The sequence below is a fragment of the Streptomyces barkulensis genome (genome assembly GCF_002843305.1).
Taxonomy (GTDB): Bacteria; Actinomycetota; Actinomycetes; order Streptomycetales; family Streptomycetaceae; genus Streptomyces; species Streptomyces barkulensis.
Genome location: NZ_PGSG01000030.1, coordinates 48,238 through 64,858 on the forward strand (window position 1 = coordinate 48,238; position 16,621 = coordinate 64,858).

The 16,621-nt window shown below is 73.7% G+C and carries 14 protein-coding genes; 4 read left to right on the top strand and 10 right to left on the bottom strand.

The genetic code is table 11. The features are described 5' to 3' along the window. Positions 1–62 precede the first annotated feature (62 nt). The 5 genes from CUT83_RS07725 to CUT83_RS07745 form a co-directional block, all read right to left on the bottom strand. Positions 63–1,688, bottom strand: coding sequence for a GMC family oxidoreductase (locus CUT83_RS07725; protein ID WP_101255144.1), 1,626 nt, complete (start codon positions 1,686–1,688; stop codon positions 63–65). Between the two features lie 78 nt (positions 1,689–1,766). Further along, a complete protein-coding gene (locus CUT83_RS07730) occupies positions 1,767–3,251 on the bottom strand; it encodes an aldehyde dehydrogenase family protein (protein WP_173915041.1) in 1,485 nt (494 codons plus the stop codon). Positions 3,252–3,585: 334 nt separating this feature from the next. Continuing rightward, positions 3,586–4,575 carry a malate dehydrogenase gene (locus tag CUT83_RS07735; protein ID WP_101255146.1) on the bottom strand — a complete coding sequence of 330 codons (990 nt, stop codon included), beginning with the start codon at positions 4,573–4,575 and terminating at the stop codon, positions 3,586–3,588. Positions 4,576–4,888: 313 nt separating this feature from the next. Next, positions 4,889–5,416 carry a DUF3017 domain-containing protein gene (locus tag CUT83_RS07740; RefSeq protein ID WP_240957989.1) on the bottom strand — a complete coding sequence of 176 codons (528 nt, stop codon included), beginning with the start codon at positions 5,414–5,416 and terminating at the stop codon, positions 4,889–4,891. Beyond that, on the bottom strand, positions 5,406–6,278 hold the full coding sequence (locus CUT83_RS07745) for a bifunctional methylenetetrahydrofolate dehydrogenase/methenyltetrahydrofolate cyclohydrolase (protein ID WP_101255148.1): 873 nt from the start codon (positions 6,276–6,278) through the stop codon (positions 5,406–5,408). Before CUT83_RS07745 ends, CUT83_RS07740 begins: the two co-directional genes overlap by 11 nt. A gap of 372 nt (positions 6,279–6,650) precedes the next feature. On the opposite strand from CUT83_RS07745, the gene CUT83_RS07750 reads away from it, so the two are divergent. Together CUT83_RS07750 and CUT83_RS07755 are read left to right on the top strand one after the other, a co-directional pair. After that, positions 6,651–7,322 carry an RDD family protein gene (locus tag CUT83_RS07750; RefSeq protein WP_101255149.1) on the top strand — a complete coding sequence of 224 codons (672 nt, stop codon included), beginning with the start codon at positions 6,651–6,653 and terminating at the stop codon, positions 7,320–7,322. A 232-nt stretch (positions 7,323–7,554) separates the two neighbouring features. Next, a complete protein-coding gene (locus CUT83_RS07755; RefSeq protein WP_143688509.1) occupies positions 7,555–8,136 on the top strand; it encodes a hypothetical protein in 582 nt (193 codons plus the stop codon). 85 nt (positions 8,137–8,221) lie between these two features. Here the strand turns inward: CUT83_RS07755 and purH are convergent, their stop codons facing one another. Next, complete coding sequence (gene purH / locus CUT83_RS07760; RefSeq protein ID WP_101255151.1) at positions 8,222–9,817, bottom strand: bifunctional phosphoribosylaminoimidazolecarboxamide formyltransferase/IMP cyclohydrolase; 1,596 nt, start codon at positions 9,815–9,817, stop codon at positions 8,222–8,224. Then, entirely contained in the window at positions 9,810–10,463 is a 654-nt protein-coding gene (gene purN / locus CUT83_RS07765) for a phosphoribosylglycinamide formyltransferase (protein WP_101255152.1), read from the bottom strand. The genes purH and purN overlap by 8 nt, the downstream gene beginning before the upstream one ends. A gap of 231 nt (positions 10,464–10,694) precedes the next feature. On the opposite strand from purN, the gene CUT83_RS29800 reads away from it, so the two are divergent. Beyond that, positions 10,695–11,768: a hypothetical protein gene (locus CUT83_RS29800; RefSeq protein WP_143688510.1), complete on the top strand. Its 1,074-nt coding sequence runs from the start codon at positions 10,695–10,697 to the stop codon at positions 11,766–11,768. A 68-nt stretch (positions 11,769–11,836) separates the two neighbouring features. Here CUT83_RS29800 and CUT83_RS07785 read toward each other — a convergent pair whose 3' ends face one another. After that, positions 11,837–13,210: a cell division protein PerM gene (locus CUT83_RS07785; protein WP_241524777.1), complete on the bottom strand. Its 1,374-nt coding sequence runs from the start codon at positions 13,208–13,210 to the stop codon at positions 11,837–11,839. Between the two features lie 160 nt (positions 13,211–13,370). Here CUT83_RS07785 and CUT83_RS07790 point away from each other — a divergent pair, with 160 nt between their 5' ends. Then, on the top strand, positions 13,371–14,294 hold the full coding sequence (locus CUT83_RS07790) for a SigE family RNA polymerase sigma factor (RefSeq protein WP_101255156.1): 924 nt from the start codon (positions 13,371–13,373) through the stop codon (positions 14,292–14,294). A gap of 126 nt (positions 14,295–14,420) precedes the next feature. Here the strand turns inward: CUT83_RS07790 and sucD are convergent, their stop codons facing one another. Together sucD and sucC are read right to left on the bottom strand one after the other, a co-directional pair. Further along, entirely contained in the window at positions 14,421–15,305 is an 885-nt protein-coding gene (gene sucD, locus CUT83_RS07795; protein WP_101255157.1) for a succinate--CoA ligase subunit alpha, read from the bottom strand. 24 nt (positions 15,306–15,329) lie between these two features. Then, positions 15,330–16,502, bottom strand: coding sequence for an ADP-forming succinate--CoA ligase subunit beta (gene sucC / locus CUT83_RS07800; RefSeq protein WP_101255158.1), 1,173 nt, complete (start codon positions 16,500–16,502; stop codon positions 15,330–15,332). Between the last annotated feature and the right edge of the window lie 119 nt (positions 16,503–16,621).

Sequence of the window (16,621 nt, forward strand, 5' to 3'; positions counted from 1 at the left end):
GGCCTGCGGCGTCGCGGTGTCCGGCGCCGAGGGGGCGCCGGAGGGGTTGGCTGGGGCTGCGGTCACGCGGCACCTCCCGGTGTCGTGGTCTCGTCGGACTCGTCGCGGGACTCGTCGCCGGTCCCGCCGGGCTGGTCGCCGGGCTCGGGGCGGTCGTCGCGGAGCAGTTCGGCGGCCTTCTCGCCGACCATCAGCACTCCGATCATGGGGTTGACGGCGGGGATGGTGGGGAAGACCGAGGCGTCGGCGATGCGGACGCCGTCCAGGCCGCGGATGCGCAGCTTCGGGTCCACGACGGCCAGTTCGTCGTCGGCCGCGCCCATCCGGCAGGTGCCGGCGGGGTGGTAGACGGTGTGGGCGACCTTGCGGGCGTACTCGCTCAGCTCCTCGTCGGAGGTGATGTCCGGGCCGGGGCAGACCTCCCGCCTGAGCCAGGAGTCCAGCGGCGCGGTCCTCGCTATCTCGCGGGCGATGCGGATGCCGTCGACGAGGGTGCGGGCGTCGTAGTCCTCGGCGTCGGTGAAGTAGCGGAAGTCCAGGGCCGGTTTGACCGAGGGGTCGGCGCTGGTGAGGTGGAGCCGGCCGCGGCTGCGGGGCTTGGGGATGTTGGGGGTCATCGACACGCCGTGGGCGGGGCGTTCGTAGCCCAGCCGCTCGGGGTTGTCGGTGAAGGGGATCTGGTAGAAGTGGAACATCAGGTCGGGACCGGGCGAGTCCGGGTCCCGGCGGACGAACAGGCCCGCGTCGGAGTCCATCGCCGAGTTCTCGGGGATGGGGCCGTCGGTCTCCCAGACGATGACCGACTCGGGGTGGTCCAGCAGGTTCTCGCCGACGCCCGGCAGGTCGTGGACGACCGGGATGCCCAGGGCTTCCAGATCGCCGGCCGGTCCGACGCCGGAGTGCAGCAGCAGCCGCGGGGTGTCCACCGCTCCCGCGCACAGCACGACCTCGCACCGGGCGGTCACCAGCTTCTCCTCGCCGTCGGCGGTGCGGACGTGGACGCCGGTGACGCGGCGGCCCTCCTCCCCGCCGAACTGGAGGCGGTACGCCCAGGTCTCCAGCCACAGCTCCAGGTTGGGCCGGTCGCCGGCCTCCATGTGGGGGTGGAGGTAGGCGACGGAGGCGGAGGAGCGCTTGTTGGTCTCCGGGTGGTAGGCGAGGTCGAAGAAGCCGGCGCCCTCGGTGAACGGCCTGGCGTTGAAGCCCTCCACGCGCGGTACGCCGAGGGCCGCCTGAGCGGCGTCGACGAAGTCGCGGGCGATGGCGTTGCGGTCCTTCTCGTCGACGGCGACGATGTTGTTGCGCAGCCGGTGGTAGTAGGGCTCCATCGCGATGGCGTTCCAGCCGCTCGCCCCGGCGTCCTCCCACTCCTGCCAGTCCGAGGGCAGCGGCTTGAAGGAGATCAGGGTGTTGTGCGAGGAGCAGCCGCCGAGCACGCGCGCCCGGCTGTGCCGGATGTGGGAGTTGCCGCGTGGCTGCTCGGTGGTGGGGTAGTCGTAGTCGAGGTCGCCGCCGAGCAGGCCGAGCCAGCGGCGCAGGGTCAGTACGTCGGGGCGGTCGACGTCGGAGGGGCCGCCCTCGATGAGGGCGACGGTGGTGCCGGGGTCCTCGGCGAGCCGGGAGGCGATCACCGAGCCGGCCGTACCGCCGCCGATCACCACGTAGTCGTAGGTGGTCTTGCTGGGCATGAAGGTGGTGCTCCTACAGGGGTTGCGTCAGGGATGCGCGGGAGTGGGCCGGAGCGCCCGGAAGTGGGCGGGGCGCGGTCAGCCGGCGAACCAGCGCACCGGCGCGGGGCGCAGGTTCTCGTAGACGTGCTTGGTCTCGCGGTACTCGTCCAGCCCGGAGGGGCCGAGCTCGCGGCCGGTGCCGGAGCGGCCGAAGCCGCCCCACTCCGCCTGCGGCAGGTAGGGGTGGTAGTCGTTGATCCACACGGTGCCGTGGCGCAGCCGGGCGGCGACCCGGCGGGCGCGGGCGGTGTCGGCGGAGAAGACGGCGCCGGCCAGGCCGTACTCGGTGTCGTTGGCCAGGGCCACGGCCTCGTCCTCGGTGCGGAAGGTCTCCACCGTCAGAACCGGGCCGAAGACCTCCTCGCGCACCACGCGCATCGTGCGGTCGCAGCGGTCCAGGATGGTCGGCGGGTAGAAGTAGCCGGTGGCCGGGAGGGTGTCTGAGGGCCCCGGGCGCTCTCCGCCGCAGCGTACGACGGCGCCCTCGGCGACCGCGGATGCGACGTACTCCTCGGCCTTGTCGAGCTGCTGCTGGGAGACGAGCGGGCCGCACTCGACGCCGGGCTCGGTGCCGCGGCCGAGCCGGATACGGCGGGCGCGGCGGGCGAGTTCGGTGACGAAGCGGTCGTGGACGGTCTCCTCCAGGATGAGGCGTCCGCCGGCCGAGCAGACCTGGCCGCTGTGGATGAAGGCGGCGTTGAGGGCCTGGTCGACGGCGGTGTCGAAGCCCTCCTCGGTGGCGCAGGCGTCGGCGAAGACGATGTTGGGGTTCTTGCCGCCCAGTTCCAGGGCGACCTTCTTGACCGTGGCGGCCGCGGCGGCGGCCACCTTGGTGCCGCTGGCCAGGCCGCCGGTGAAGGAGACCAGGTCCACGCCGGGGTGCTCCGACAGGCGGGCGCCGACCGGGTCGCCCGCGCCGGTGACCAGGCCCGCCACGCCCGCGGGCAGGCCCGCCTCGGTCAGCAGCCGGATCAGGTGGACGGTGGACAGCGGGGTGATCTCGCTGGGCTTGACGACGAAGGTGTTGCCCGCGGCCAGCGCCGGGGCGATCTTCCAGCTCGCCTGGAGCAGCGGGTAGTTCCAGGGGGTGATCAGCGCGCAGACGCCGACCGGTTCGTGGACGACGACGCTGTGCACGTCCGGGCTGCCCGCGTCCACCACGCGTCCGCCGGAGGTGCTCACGGCCTGGTCGGCGAAGTAGCGGAAGGCGGCGGTGACGTCGTCGACGTCCACGCGGCCCTCCTCGATGGTCTTGCCGGTGTCCATGGACTCGGTGAGCGCGATCTGCTCGCGGTCCCGCTGGAGGAGGTCGGCGGTGCGCCGCAGCAGTGCCGCCCGCTCGGCTACGGGGGTGCGCGGCCAGACGCCGGTGTCGAAGGCGCGGCGGGCGGCCTCGACGGCGGCGTCGACGTCCTCGGCGCCGCCCTCGGAGACGACCGCGAGCACCGTCGCGTCGGCGGGGTCGAGGACCTCCCTGGTTCTTCCGGAGAGGGAGGGGCGCCACTCCCCGTCGATGTGCATGGTCTCGATTGCCGACACGTTCCGTACTGCCTTCCTCGCATGGTGCTCTTGCCGCCCGGCGGGCCGAGCGACCCGGTCCCATGCCCCATACCGAGGAGTTCAATCTTTTAATCCATGTCAAGTGGCATGCTTCACACATGGAACCATGATCATCAGGGTCCTATGTGAATGAATTTAAGGTAATGAACGGATATGGAGGACATTGCGGGCACTACATGACGCACCCGGATGAGTACGGGGAGCGGCCCGGCGCCGGAACGCCGAAGGCCCCGGCTCTCCGAGCCGGGGCCTTCGGTGCGCGGGTGTCCCGAAGCGGGATCGGCGCGGGGCCGGATCAGATGAGGCCGAGACCGCGGACGGCCTCGCGCTCCTCCTCCAGCTCCTTCACGGAGGCGTCGATGCGCGCCCGCGAGAACTCGTTGATCTCCAGGCCCTGGACGATCTCGTACTTCCCGCCGGAGCAGGTGACCGGGAAGGAGGAGATCAGGCCCTCGGGGACGCCGTAGGAGCCGTCCGAGGGGATGCCCATGGAGGTCCAGTCGCCCTCCGGGGTGCCGTTGACCCAGGTGTGGACGTGGTCGATGGCGGCGTTGGCGGCGGAGGCGGCCGAGGAGGCGCCGCGGGCCTCGATGATGGCGGCGCCGCGCTTGGCGACGGTCGGGATGAAGTCCTCGGCCAGCCACTTCTCGTCGTTCACGGCCTCGGCGGCGTTCTTGCCGGCGACCTCGGCGTGGAAGACGTCCGGGTACTGGGTGGCCGAGTGGTTGCCCCAGATGGTGAGGCGGCGGATCTCCGACACCGGGGTGCCGGTCTTCTTCGCGAGCTGCGACAGGGCCCGGTTGTGGTCCAGGCGGGTCATGGCGGTGAAGCGCTCGGCCGGTACGTCCGGGGCGGCGGCCTGGGCGATCAGGGCGTTGGTGTTGGCCGGGTTGCCCACGACCAGGACCTTGATGTCGTCCGCGGCGTGGTCGTTGATGGCCTTGCCCTGCGGCTTGAAGATGCCGCCGTTGGCCTCCAGCAGGTCGCCGCGCTCCATGCCCTTGGTGCGCGGGCGGGCGCCGACCAGGAGCGCGACGCTGGCGCCGTCGAACGCCTTGTTCGGGTCGTCGGTGATCTCGATACCGCTGAGCAGCGGGAAGGCGCAGTCGTCCAGCTCCATCGCGGTGCCCTCGGCGGCCTTGAGACCCTGCGGGATCTCCAGGAGGCGCAGCGCGACCGGCACGTCCGGGCCCAGCAGCTGGCCGGAGGCGATGCGGAACAGCAGCGCGTAGCCGATCTGGCCGGCGGCGCCGGTGACGGTGACATTGACGGGAGTGCGGGTCATGGCGGTCTCCGTTTACCTGACAGTGGCGGCTGGGTCTCCAACGTATCTCTACATCAAGAGACCTGGCGTCAGGCTATCCGACGGCCCGGCCCCGGAGGCAGCCGCCCGCCGGAGGGGGGAGCGGCGGGCGGCTGCGGAGGGGGACGTACCGCACCCGTGGGGGGTACGGGAATTCGCCTGCCCCGGATCCCCGCCGTCATACCGTCCGGAATCGGCCAACCTCCGCCCCGCGCGGGCGTCCGCGTCCGCTGCGACGGCCCGGCCGCGGTTCCGGCCGCGGTACGGCGACGGCCCGGCGTCGGCGCCTGCCCGGTCAGCGGATCGTGAAGTGGACGATGTCCTCCAGGAAGGGGATCTCCAGCACCGGGGCGGGCTGCGCCATCAGCGCCAGCAGCACGATCGCCGTGCCCAGCACGCCGTAGGTCACCACGTCCGTGAAGCGGGAGCGCACCGCGAGCATCCCCACCGACGGCACGGCCCAGCGCAGCACGGCGCCGGTGAGCAGGGACAGGCCGACGGTCAGCAGACCCGCGCGGAAGTGGCCGAGCGTCACCAGCAGGCCGGCGGCCGTCCCGGCCAGCACGCACAGCAGCGGCCACTGCCGCGCGGGCGCGGGGGCGTCCCCGGGGGCCGCCCGCCCGCCCCCCTCGGGGCGGGCGGTGTCACGGGTGATCAGCGGGAACCGCCGGGACCGGCGCCGGCCGGCGCCGGCACGCCCCCCGGCCTCCCGGCTCTGCTCGGCCTCCCGGCTCTGCTCGGTCTCCCGGCTCTGCTCGGTCTCCCCGGCCTCCCCGGTCTCTCGGGTCTCCCCGGTCCGCTCGGCCCCCGTCTCAGCCGACACGGTCCGCACCCGCGGCGCGCTCCGCCGCCTCCACCACGTTGGCCAGCAGCATCGCCCGTGTCATCGGGCCGACGCCGCCCGGGTTCGGCGAGAGCCACCCCGCGACCTCCGCGACGTCCGGGTGCACGTCACCGGCGATCTTCCCCGTCGCCGCGTCCCGGCTGACGCCCACGTCCAGCACGGCCGCGCCCGGCTTGATGTACTCGGGGCGGACCAGATGCGCCGCACCGGCCGCCGCCACCACGATGTCCGCCCGGCGCAGGTGCTCCCCCAGGTCCCGGGTGCCGGTGTGGCACAGGGTCACCGTCGCGTTCTCCGAGCGGCGGGTGAGCAGCAGTCCGATGGAGCGGCCGACGGTGATGCCGCGGCCGACGACGGCCACGTCCGCCCCGTCGATCTCCACCTTGTGGCGGCGCAGCAGCTCGACGATGCCGTTGGGGGTGCACGGCAGCGGGGCCCGCTCGTTGAGCACCAGGCGGCCGAGGTTCGTCGGGTGGAGCCCGTCGGCGTCCTTGGCCGGGTCCATCAGCTCCAGGACGCGGTTGGTGTCGATCCCGCGCGGCAGCGGGAGCTGCACGATGTAGCCGGTGCAGGACGGGTCCTCGTTGAGTTCGCGGACGACCGCCTCGATGTCCTCCTGGGAGGCGGTGCCGGGCAGCTCGCGCTGGATGGAGGCGATGCCCACCTGGGCGCAGTCGCGGTGCTTGCCCGCCACGTACTTCTGGCTGCCGACGTCGTCGCCGACCAGGAGCGTGCCCAGGCCGGGCTGGATGCCGCGCGCCTTCAGGGCTTCTACGCGGGCGGCGAGTTCGGTCTTGATCGCGGCTGCGGTGGCCTTGCCGTCGAGAATCTGGGCGGTCATGGGTGCCATCCTCCCGGATACGGGGGCCCGGTCTCCAATCGCGTCCGCACCACTCGGCTCCTTCGGCACGGAGAGTGAGAGGAGTGTCGCGGAACGCCTCGTTCCACGTCGCCGGCCGGGCCGGAGCGTTGCGGATTCGCCACAGCTCCCCGTCTTGTCTGGACAGCGTCATCCATCCCCACCAGCATGGTCGCGGGTGCCGTGCCCGCGGGGGCCGACGGGTGCGGCGCACGGGGGAGGCACGCTCTTGTACGACCCGTTCCTCACGCAGCGGAGCTGCGGGGGCGCCGCGGTGTTCCTTCGGACGTCCCCCTGGACATCCCATCGGCCCCGACCGTCCCCGTTTCCCGTCCGCTCGTAAGGAAGACGCTCATGAGCCACCCGCAGGACCCCTACGGCCCGCCGCAGCCCGGTTACGGCCACCCGCAGCAGGGGGCCGCCCCGCAGGGCGCGTACCCCCAGCAGCCCCAGAACCCGCAGTACCAGGACCCGCAGTACCCCCAGCAGCCCGGCGGAGCGTACGCCTCCTACTACCCCCAGCAGCCCCACGGCGGCGGCATGCCGCCGTACGCGGGCTGGGGCGCCCGGGTCGGCGCGACCCTGCTGGACGGCCTGATCATCGGCCTGATCCCCGGAATCCTGATATCCATCGGATACGCGCAGTTCCTCGGAGCGATCATCGACGCGGCCGACAGCTGCCCGATCGGTGACACGATCTGCGCGCAGAACGCGGCCGATGTGCCCGGCAGCGCCTGGCCGCTGATCGCCGTCGGCGCCCTGCTCTCCCTGGCCGGCCAGCTGTGGCTGGTCCACCAGGAGGGCAGGACCGGGCAGACCCCGGGCAAGAAGGCCCTGAAGATCAGCGTGCTGCGGGAGGCCGACGGGCAGCCGCTCGGCTTCGGCATGGCCTTCGTGCGCAAGCTGGCGCACTTCCTGGACGGCGCGGCCTGCTACATCGGCTACCTGTGGCCGCTGTGGGACGACAAGAAGCAGACCTTCGCCGACAAGGTGATCAAGAGCGTCGTCGTGAAGCGTCAGCAGTAGTCCCGTCCGCCGGTTCCTCCCCCGTTCCGGCGCGTCCGCGCATCTGCCGGGGATGCGCGGGCCGGTACGGGGAAGGGTGCTCCCTGAGGGAGTGGCGCGGCCCGCCCGGCGGGCGCCGCGCGAGGGCGCGGACATCGGGGGCCGTACCGCGGGGGGATCGCGGTACGGCCCCTCGGCGTCCGGTCACCGCACAGGCCGCCCCGAGGAACCGGAGGAACCGGAGGAGAACGCCATGAGCAGCTCCGACCCGAACACCCCGAACGACCCCTACCGGAAGAACCCGTACGACCGGCCGCCCGGCGGGCCGGGCGGCCCGCCGGGCGGGCACCACAGCCCCTACGGCGGCCCCGGGGACCAGCCGCTGGCTCCGCCGCCCGGCCCGATGGGCTCCCCCGGCGGGCCACCCGGCGGGCCGCCCGGAGCGATGCCGGGCAAGGTCAACTCGTCCCGCATGATCTTCTTCATCACCGGCGGGCTCCAGGCCCTCTTCTCACTGCTGGCGATCGTCACCTTCGCCGCGGCCGAGGACGACCTGGAGGAGACCTACGGCGACCTGGGCGTGGGCACCGGGATCTACTACACGCTGTTCGTCTTCTTCCTGCTCCACGCGATCGCCGGCATCGTGCTGGCCGTGAAGTTCCCGCAGGGCGGAGGCGGACTGCGGATCTGGGGCATCGCCTGGTCGGCCGTCCTGGTGCTGGTCGGCCTGCTCACGCTGCCGCTCGGGCTGCTGTGGCTGGCGCTCGGCATCGTCTGCATCGTGCTGCTGTCCTCCGCCGAGTCGGCGGCCTGGTTCAACCGTCCGCGGGCCTGAGACCCGCGGACCCGAGGCCGCTGCGGCGGCCCGGACACACCGCAGGCCGCGCCCCCGCCGGGGCGCGGCCTGACGTGCGTCCACCTCAGTGGAAGAAGTGCCGGGTGCCCGTGAAGTACATCGTCACACCCGCCGCCTTCGCAGCCTCGACCACCTGCTCGTCACGGACCGAACCGCCCGGCTGGACGACCGCCCGCACGCCCGCTTCCGCCAGGACCTGGAAGCCGTCGGGGAAGGGGAAGAAGGCGTCGGAGGCCGCGTAGGAGCCGCGCGCCCGCTCCTCGCCGGCGCGCTGGACGGCGAGTTTGGCGGAGTCCACCCGGTTGACCTGGCCCATGCCGACGCCGACGGTGGCACCGCCCTTGGCCAGCAGGATCGCGTTGGACTTCACCGCCCGGCAGGCACGCCAGGCGAAGGCCAGCTCGGCCAGCTCCGCCTCGTCCAGCGCCTCGCCGGTGGCGAGCGTCCAGGCGGCGGGGTCGTCGCCGTCGGCCTGGAGGCGGTCGGCGACCTGGAGCAGCGCGCCGCCGTCGACCGGCTTGTGCTCCAGGTGGGCGGCCGGGGCCTGGGGGCAGCGCAGCACGCGGATGTTCTTCTTGCGGGCCAGCACCTCCACCGCGCCGTCCTCGTAGTCCGGCGCCACGATGACCTCGGTGAAGATCTCGGCGACCTGCTCGGCCATGGCGACCGTCACCGGGCGGTTGACGGCGATCACACCGCCGAAGGCGGACAGCGGGTCACAGGCGTGCGCCTTGCGGTGGGCCTCGGCGACGTCCGCGCCGACGGCGATGCCGCAGGGGTTGGCGTGCTTGATGATCGCCACGCACGGCTCGGCGTGGTCGTGGGCGGCCCGGCGCGCGGCCTCGGTGTCCGTGTAGTTGTTGTAGGACATCTCCTTGCCGTGCAGCTGCTCGGCGCCGGCCAGCCCGCCGGTGCCGTCGCTGTAGAGGGCGGCGGCCTGGTGCGGGTTCTCGCCGTAGCGCAGCACGTTCGAGCGCCGGTAGGCGGTGCCGAAGAACTCAGGGAAGCCGGAGTCGTCGGCCGGGGCGTAGTCGGCCGCGAACCAGGAGGCGACGGCCACGTCGTAGGCCGCGGTGTGCGCGAACGCCTCGGCGGCCAGCCGCCTGCGCGTCGCGAGGTCGAAGCCGCCGCCCGTGACGGCCTCCAGCACCTCGCCGTAGCGGCCGGGGTTGACGACGACGGCGACGGACGGGTGGTTCTTGGCCGCGGCGCGGACCATCGACGGGCCGCCGATGTCGATCTGCTCCACGCACTCGTCCGGGGAGGCGCCGGAGGCGACGGTCTCCCGGAAGGGGTAGAGGTTGACGACGACGAGGTCGAAGGGCTCCACGTCCAGTTCGCCGAGCTGCCGGCGGTGGTCCTCCAGACGCAGGTCGGCCAGGATGCCGGCGTGCACCCGCGGGTGGAGGGTCTTCACCCGGCCGTCCAGGCACTCGGGGAAGCCGGTCAGCTCCTCGACCCGGGTGACCTCCACGCCCGCGGCGGCGATCCGCGCGGCCGTCGAGCCGGTCGAGACGAGCTTGACGCCCGCCGCGTCCAGGCCGCGGGCCAGCTCCTCCAGGCCCGTCTTGTCGTAGACGCTGACCAGCGCGCGGCGGACGGGCCGCCTGGTGGCCCCGGTGGTCTGGGGGGTCTCGGGGGTCTCGGAGCCTTCAGTCATGACCGAGAATGACCTTTCTTGCCTCGATGCGGTAGCCGTGGCGGGCGATGCGTCGCACCGTGTCGACGAGCAGCCGCCGCTCGACTTCCTTGATCCGCTCGTGGAGCGTGGATTCGTCGTCCTCCTCCCGCACCTCGACCACGCCCTGGGCGATGATCGGGCCGGTGTCGACGCCGTCGTCGACGAAGTGGACGGTGCACCCGGTGACCTTCACGCCGTACGCGAGCGCGTCGCGCACGCCGTGGGCGCCGGGAAAGCTGGGGAGCAGGGCGGGGTGGGTGTTGACGAAGCGCCCGCCGAACCGGGCGAGGAACTCCTTGCCCACGATCTTCATGAAGCCGGCGGAGACCACCAGGTCGGGCTCGTGGGCCGCCACCGCCTCGGCCAGCGCGCGGTCCCAGGCGTCCCGGCCGGCGTGGTCGCGCACGCGGCAGACGAAGGTGGGCAGCCCGGCGCGCTCGGCGCGCTCCAGCCCGGCGACGCCGTCGCGGTCGGCCCCGACGGCGACGATCTCGGCGCCGAAGGCGTCCGGCCGCTCCTCGGCGATGGCGTCGAGGAGCGCCTGGAGGTTCGTGCCCGAGCCCGATACGAGGACCACGACGCGGGCCGGGGAGTGGGCGGCGAAGGAACGGGAAGCGGAAGCCACGACGAGGCTCTTCTCGGATCTCTCGGTGGGACGGTGCGGCTTTGTACGGTCGTACGAATCCGTGGGGCGGACGAATCCGGGGAACCCTACGAAGCGGCCGACCGTCAGCAACGATACCGGCACACCGGGCGGCCCCCTCGGGACGGGGGGACGGCCGCCCGGTAGCGTCAGGGCCACACATCGGCGAACGGCCCGGGGCCGGGACGACATCTAGGGGAAGACACAGAGCACATGACGGACCGACGACGCCGCGCGGCCCCTGAGACCTCGACCGGGATCCCGACCGTTACCGCCCCGGGCCCGCTCCGGCTGCGGCCCCCCACCGGCCCGTCCCCCTCCGGCCCGCCTCCCTCCGGCCCGCCTCCCTTCGGCTCCTTCGGCGGCCCGCTCTCCGGCGGCCGGCTCTCCCGCGACCGGCTCCCCGGTGACCGGGAGGAGGACAACCCCTTCGCCGCGCCGCCCGAGGGCCGCCCCGAGCAGCCCTGGCGCCCGCGCGGATCCCAGGGGGCCGACCCGTCCGGCTCCTCCGGGTCGTCCGGGTCGTCCGATTCACCGGACTCCCCGCGAGGCGACGGGGACGGCGACGGCGACGGCCGGGGCGGCGACCGGCCGGAGGGCTCCTCACCCGACTGGGGCCGCAGGTGGAGCAGCCGCCAGCCGGGCCGCCAGAACGGCGGCTTCGGCAGCGGCGGCCGTCCGGAGCAGAACGGCGGGCAGAACGGCGGGCAGGGCGGCGCGCCCGGCGGCATGCGCTGGGACCCGACCGACCCCGTCCAGCGCCGGGCCCGGTACGCACTGGTCATCGGCGGCTGGGGGCTGATCTTCGCCTTCTTCGGCCTCCCCTGGCTGGCGGTGCCGCTGGGCGCGCTGGCCGTGTACTGGGGCGTCGGCGCCATCCGCGGCAAGCCGGGCACCGGCGGCGGTACGGGCGTCGGCGCGGACGGCGGTGCGGACGTCGGCACCGGCGGCGGTACCGGGACCGGCCGGGCGGCGGCCCGGCCCGAGGACGTGGCCGGCACCGACCGCTCCACCGCGCCGGAGTCCGGCGCGGGCCGGGCGCCCGCCCCCGCCGGCCCGGAGGCCGGCCGTTCGGGCCGGCCTCAACTGGCGGCGGCGGTGACCGGGCTGGTCACCGGGATCCTCGCACTGGTGATCATCGCCGCGCAGTTCACCGTCCAGCTCGTCTACCGCGACTACTTCGTCTGCGTCGAGGACGCCCTCACCAACTCCTCGCGCGAGGCGTGCGAACGGCATCTGCCCGAGCAGCTGCGCCCGCTGTTCGGTGAACCCGAACGCGGGGAGTGAGGCGGGGCGCGGTCACGACGGGCGCGACGGGCGCGGGGAGCAGCCGGGAGCCTCGCGGCCGCCGAACGTCAGTGTCCGCGGGCCGGGCGCAGCCGCCAGGACCGCATGGCCAGGGCCGCCGGCACCCCCAGGGCGGCCGTCCAGCCCAGCGCCGCGGCCCCGGTGAGCCGCCAGTCCGGGCCGACATGGACCAGCGCCCCCGTGCCCAGCGGACCGCCCGCGCAGGCGGCCAGCACCGCCATCGCCGCGCCGCAGCCGCAGGCGGCCAGCGCGGCCGCGCCGGCGGTCGCCCGTCCGTCCAGCGCCGCGGGCCCTCCCCCGGCGGGCACGGCCGCGCGCGCCACGCACCACGCCGCGAGCAGCCCGCCCGCCAGGGGGACCGCAAGCGCCGCGGCCCAGGTCACGGGCGTGCCCGGCCCCTCGACCGGTACGGCCGCCAGCAGCGGGAAGTCCGGCAGCGGCGGCAGGCCGGTCACGGCCGCGGGCCGCACCGTGCTGCCTCCCCCGAGCGTGAACCCGGGGCCGAGGCCGTACGCCGCGCCCCAGACGGCCGCGTTGGGCGTCAGGGCCAGGGCCAGCAGCAGGACCGCCGCCAGCCCCGGCCACTCCGGGGTCGGCTGTTCCTGCGAGGGGAACGCGGCCCGCTGGGCGGTGGCCACATGCCACAGCAGGGCGCCCGCCGCCAGCAGTGCGCCCCCGGCGCACAGCGCCGCGGCCGACGCGGCGGCGCCGCGCAGGGCGGCGGACGCCCCGGCGCGGGTGAGCGCGGGCCGCTCCGCCCGCCGCCGCATCCGCCGCATCCGGCGCAGGAGCCGCGGCGGGGCATCGGGCAGCGGCCGCCCCAGGCCCGTCCACGTTCCCGCCGCCGCGGCGGCGGCCGCGACGGCGGGCAGGCGCAGCGCGGCGCCCAGCGGATCGACCCGGATGGGGCCGGAGGCCGCGTAGCCGGTGACGGCCGCCGCGACCAGCAGGTATCCGGCGACGATCCAGCACGTGGCGCGCCATGCCGCACCTGTGTCCCCCGCGCCGGGATCAGTACCGGGGCCCGTACCGGGACCCCCGCCGGGGACTCGTGCGGGCACCGGTCCCCGGGCCGCGCCGCGGGCCGTGCGGTGGAGCAGCCACACCGGCACGGCGCACAGCAGCAGGGGCACCAGCCCGACCGGCGCGGGGGAACCGCTGAGGGTTTCGGTACGGACGAGAGGGGCACCGTGTGCCACCAGCCAGAGGTCGGCGGCGATGCGCAGCGCGCCGCCGGGACCGTCGTCGGGGTGGGGCGAGGTGATCCACAGCAGTATGACGAGGACTGCGATTCCGCCCAGGCCCAGGCCCGCGGCCATCACACCGTCGAGAAGGCGGTCGCGGGGAGGGACCGGCGCATGACGGATGAGCGCGAGGGCATGCGGGGGCGGTGAGGAGGGCGAGGCGTCGCGGCGGGTCATGGGATACACGCCGACATGCTGCCAACAACGCCCGATTCGCCCGGGGAGCAGGGAAAAAGTCGATGTGTCGCACACAGTGCGCTATGCAGTTTTTTCATACAGTGCGGCGGTATGGCATCCATACCGCCGCAATCATGACGACCCGTAGGGGGCGGCCAGCATGACCGAGACACTCTCCATCCCCGCGCCCGCCGAGGACGCGGCCCCGGAAGCCTCCGAGCGCGAGGAGCCCGCCGCCGGGCCGTCGTCCGGGCTCACGGAGACCGCGGACCTCCCCCGCCCGGCGGCGGCGGACGGGCCGGCCGAGGCGTTCGATCTGCTGTACGCGCGCCTGGCCCGGCCGCTGCTGCGCCAGACGTATCTGCTCACCGGCGACCCGGCGCCGGCCGGGCAGGCCGTACGCCATGCCTTCCGGCAGGCGTGGGAGCGGTGGCCCGAGGTCGCAGTGGACCGGGATCCGGCCGGCTGGGTGCGGACGGCGGCGTACGACCACGCGCTCTCGCCCTGGCACCGGCTGGACCCCCGCCGCCGCGCGGCCCGGAGGGACGGGACGGGGAACGGGGCGGGGAACGGGACGGGGAACGGGACGGAGAGCGGCGGAAGGCTGCCGCCGGAAGCCCTGCTGGACCTGCCGCCCTCCTACCGCCGCACGCTGCTCCTGCACGACGGCCTCGGACTGGGACTGTCGGAGACGGCCGCCGAGAGCGAGGCGAGCACCGCCGCCACGGCCGCACGGCTGATGCACGCGCGCGAGGCGCTGGCCGAGTACGTGCCCGGTCTGCGCCGTGTCGCGCCGGACCGGCGCAGGGAGATCATCCGCTCGATGCTGGAGGAGCTGGCGGACGCCGGCTCCCTGCCCGGACTTCCGTCCGCCCGCACGGCGCGCGACGGCAGCGAGCGGACGGTGCGGCTGCGGACGGGCGCCTCGTTCGGGGCGGCCGCGCTGGTGGCCGCGGCGGCGCTGCTGGCGTCCCTGGCCGGGCCGCAGGCACACGACTCCGCCCGGCAGGCGCCGCGGGGGGCCGGGGCTCCGGCCGTGTCAGGCTCCTCCCCGGACGGGCAGGAGAACCGGGCGGCCGGCTGAGGATGGCCCCGGGGCCCGCCGCGACTCCGCCGGGCCCCCCGCACGGCGCGGGCCCGCACCCCTCGGGGTGCGGGCCCGCGCCGTGCGGTACCGGCCGTGTCAGCCGTGTCAGCCGTGTCAGCCGTGTCAGCCGGCGAGCAGCTCGCGCGCCAGGCGGGCGGTCTCGGACGGCGTCTTGCCGACCTTCACACCCGCGGCCTCCAGGGCCTCCTTCTTCGCCTGGGCGGTGCCGGAGGAGCCGGAGACGATGGCGCCGGCGTGGCCCATGGTCTTGCCCTCGGGGGCGGTGAAGCCCGCGACGTAGCCGACGACCGGCTTGGTGACGTTGGCCTTGATGAAGTCCGCGGCCCGCTCCTCGGCGTCGCCGCCGATCTCGCCGATCATCACGATCAGGTCGGTGTCGGGGTCGGCCTCGAACGCCTTGAGGGCGTCGATGTGGGTGGTGCCGATGATCGGGTCGCCGCCGATGCCGACGCAGGTCGAGAAGCCGAGGTCGCGCAGCTCGTACATCATCTGGTACGTCAGCGTGCCGGACTTCGAGACCAGGCCGATGCGGCCCGGCTTGGTGATGTCGGCCGGGATGATGCCCGCGTTGGACTGGCCGGGGGTGATCAGGCCGGGGCAGTTCGGGCCGACGATACGGGTCTTGTCGCCCTTGGAGCCCGCGTAGGCCCAGAACTCGGCGGTGTCGTGGACGGCGATGCCCTCGGTGATCACCACGGCGAGCGGGATCTCGGCGTCGATCGCCTCGATGACCGCGCTCTTGGTGAACTTCTCCGGGACGAAGACGACGGTGACGTCGGCGCCGGTGGCCTCCATGGCCTCCTTGACCGTGCCGAAGACGGGCACTTCGGTCCCGTCGAAGTCGACGGTCGTGCCCGCCTTGCGCGGGTTGACGCCGCCGACGATGTTGGTGCCGGAGGCCAGCATGCGCCGGGTGTGCTTCTGGCCCTCGGAGCCGGTCATCCCCTGGACGATGACCTTGCTTTCCTTGGTGAGGAAGATAGCCATTGTTGTCGGTGTCCTCGTCCTTCGTTACTTCGCGGCCAGCTCGGCGGCACGCTCGGCCGCGCCGTCCATGGTGTCCACCTGCTGCACCAGCGGGTGGTCGGCGTCGTTCAGGATCTTGCGGCCCAGCTCCGCGTTGTTGCCGTCGAGGCGCACCACCAGCGGCTTGGAGACGTCCTCGCCCTTGGACTTCAGCAGCTCCAGGGCCTGCACGATGCCGTTGGCGACGGCGTCGCAGGCGGTGATGCCGCCGAAGACGTTGACGAAGACGGACTTGACGTCCGGGTCGCCGAGGATGATCTCCAGGCCGTTGGCCATGACCTCGGCGGAGGCGCCGCCGCCGATGTCGAGGAAGTTGGCGGGCTTGACGCCGCCGTGGTTCTCACCGGCGTAGGCCACGACGTCCAGGGTGCTCATGACCAGGCCCGCGCCGTTGCCGATGATGCCGACCTGGCCGTCGAGCTTGACGTAGTTCAGTCCCTTGGCCTTGGCGGCGGCCTCCAGCGGGTTGGCCGCGGCCTTGTCCTCCAGGGCGGCGTGGTCCGGCTGGCGGAACTCGGCGTTGGCGTCCAGGGACACCTTGCCGTCCAGCGCGATGATCCGGCCGTCACCGGTCTTGACCAGCGGGTTCACCTCGACGAGGAGGGCGTCCTCCTTGACGAAGACGGTCCACAGCTTCTGCACGGCGTCGACGATTCCGTCGGCGACGTCGGCCGGGAACTTCGCGGCCTCGACGATCTCGCGGGCCTTGGCCTCGGTGACACCCTCGACGGCGTCCACCGGGATCTTGGCCAGGGCCTCGGGCTTGGTGGCCGCGACCTCCTCGATGTCCATGCCGCCCTCGACGGACGCCATCGCGAGGAAGGTGCGGTTGGCGCGGTCCAGCAGGAAGGAGACGTAGTACTCCTCCGCGATGTCCGCGGTCTGGGCCAGCATCACCTTGTGGACGGTGTGGCCCTTGATGTCCATGCCCAGGATCTGGCCGGCCTTCTCGACGGCGTCGTCCGGGTCGGAGGCCAGCTTCACACCGCCGGCCTTGCCCCGGCCACCGGTCTTGACCTGCGCCTTGACGACCGCGCGACCGCCGAGTCGCTCGGTCACCTCGCGCGCCGCCTCGGGCGTGTCGATGACTTCACCGGCCAGCACCGGTACGTCATGCTTGGCGAAGAGATCCCTCGCCTGGTACTCGAACAGGTCCACGCGCGTCCGTCCCTAGTTGTGGTGTCGCGGTTCGTTGTCAGCGTGGGCGTGCCGCGTGGCCGCGGCGTCTGCGGAGCGCGCGGCATGTCCGCCTTGCAGGTTAGCCCTGTCGGTGTGCC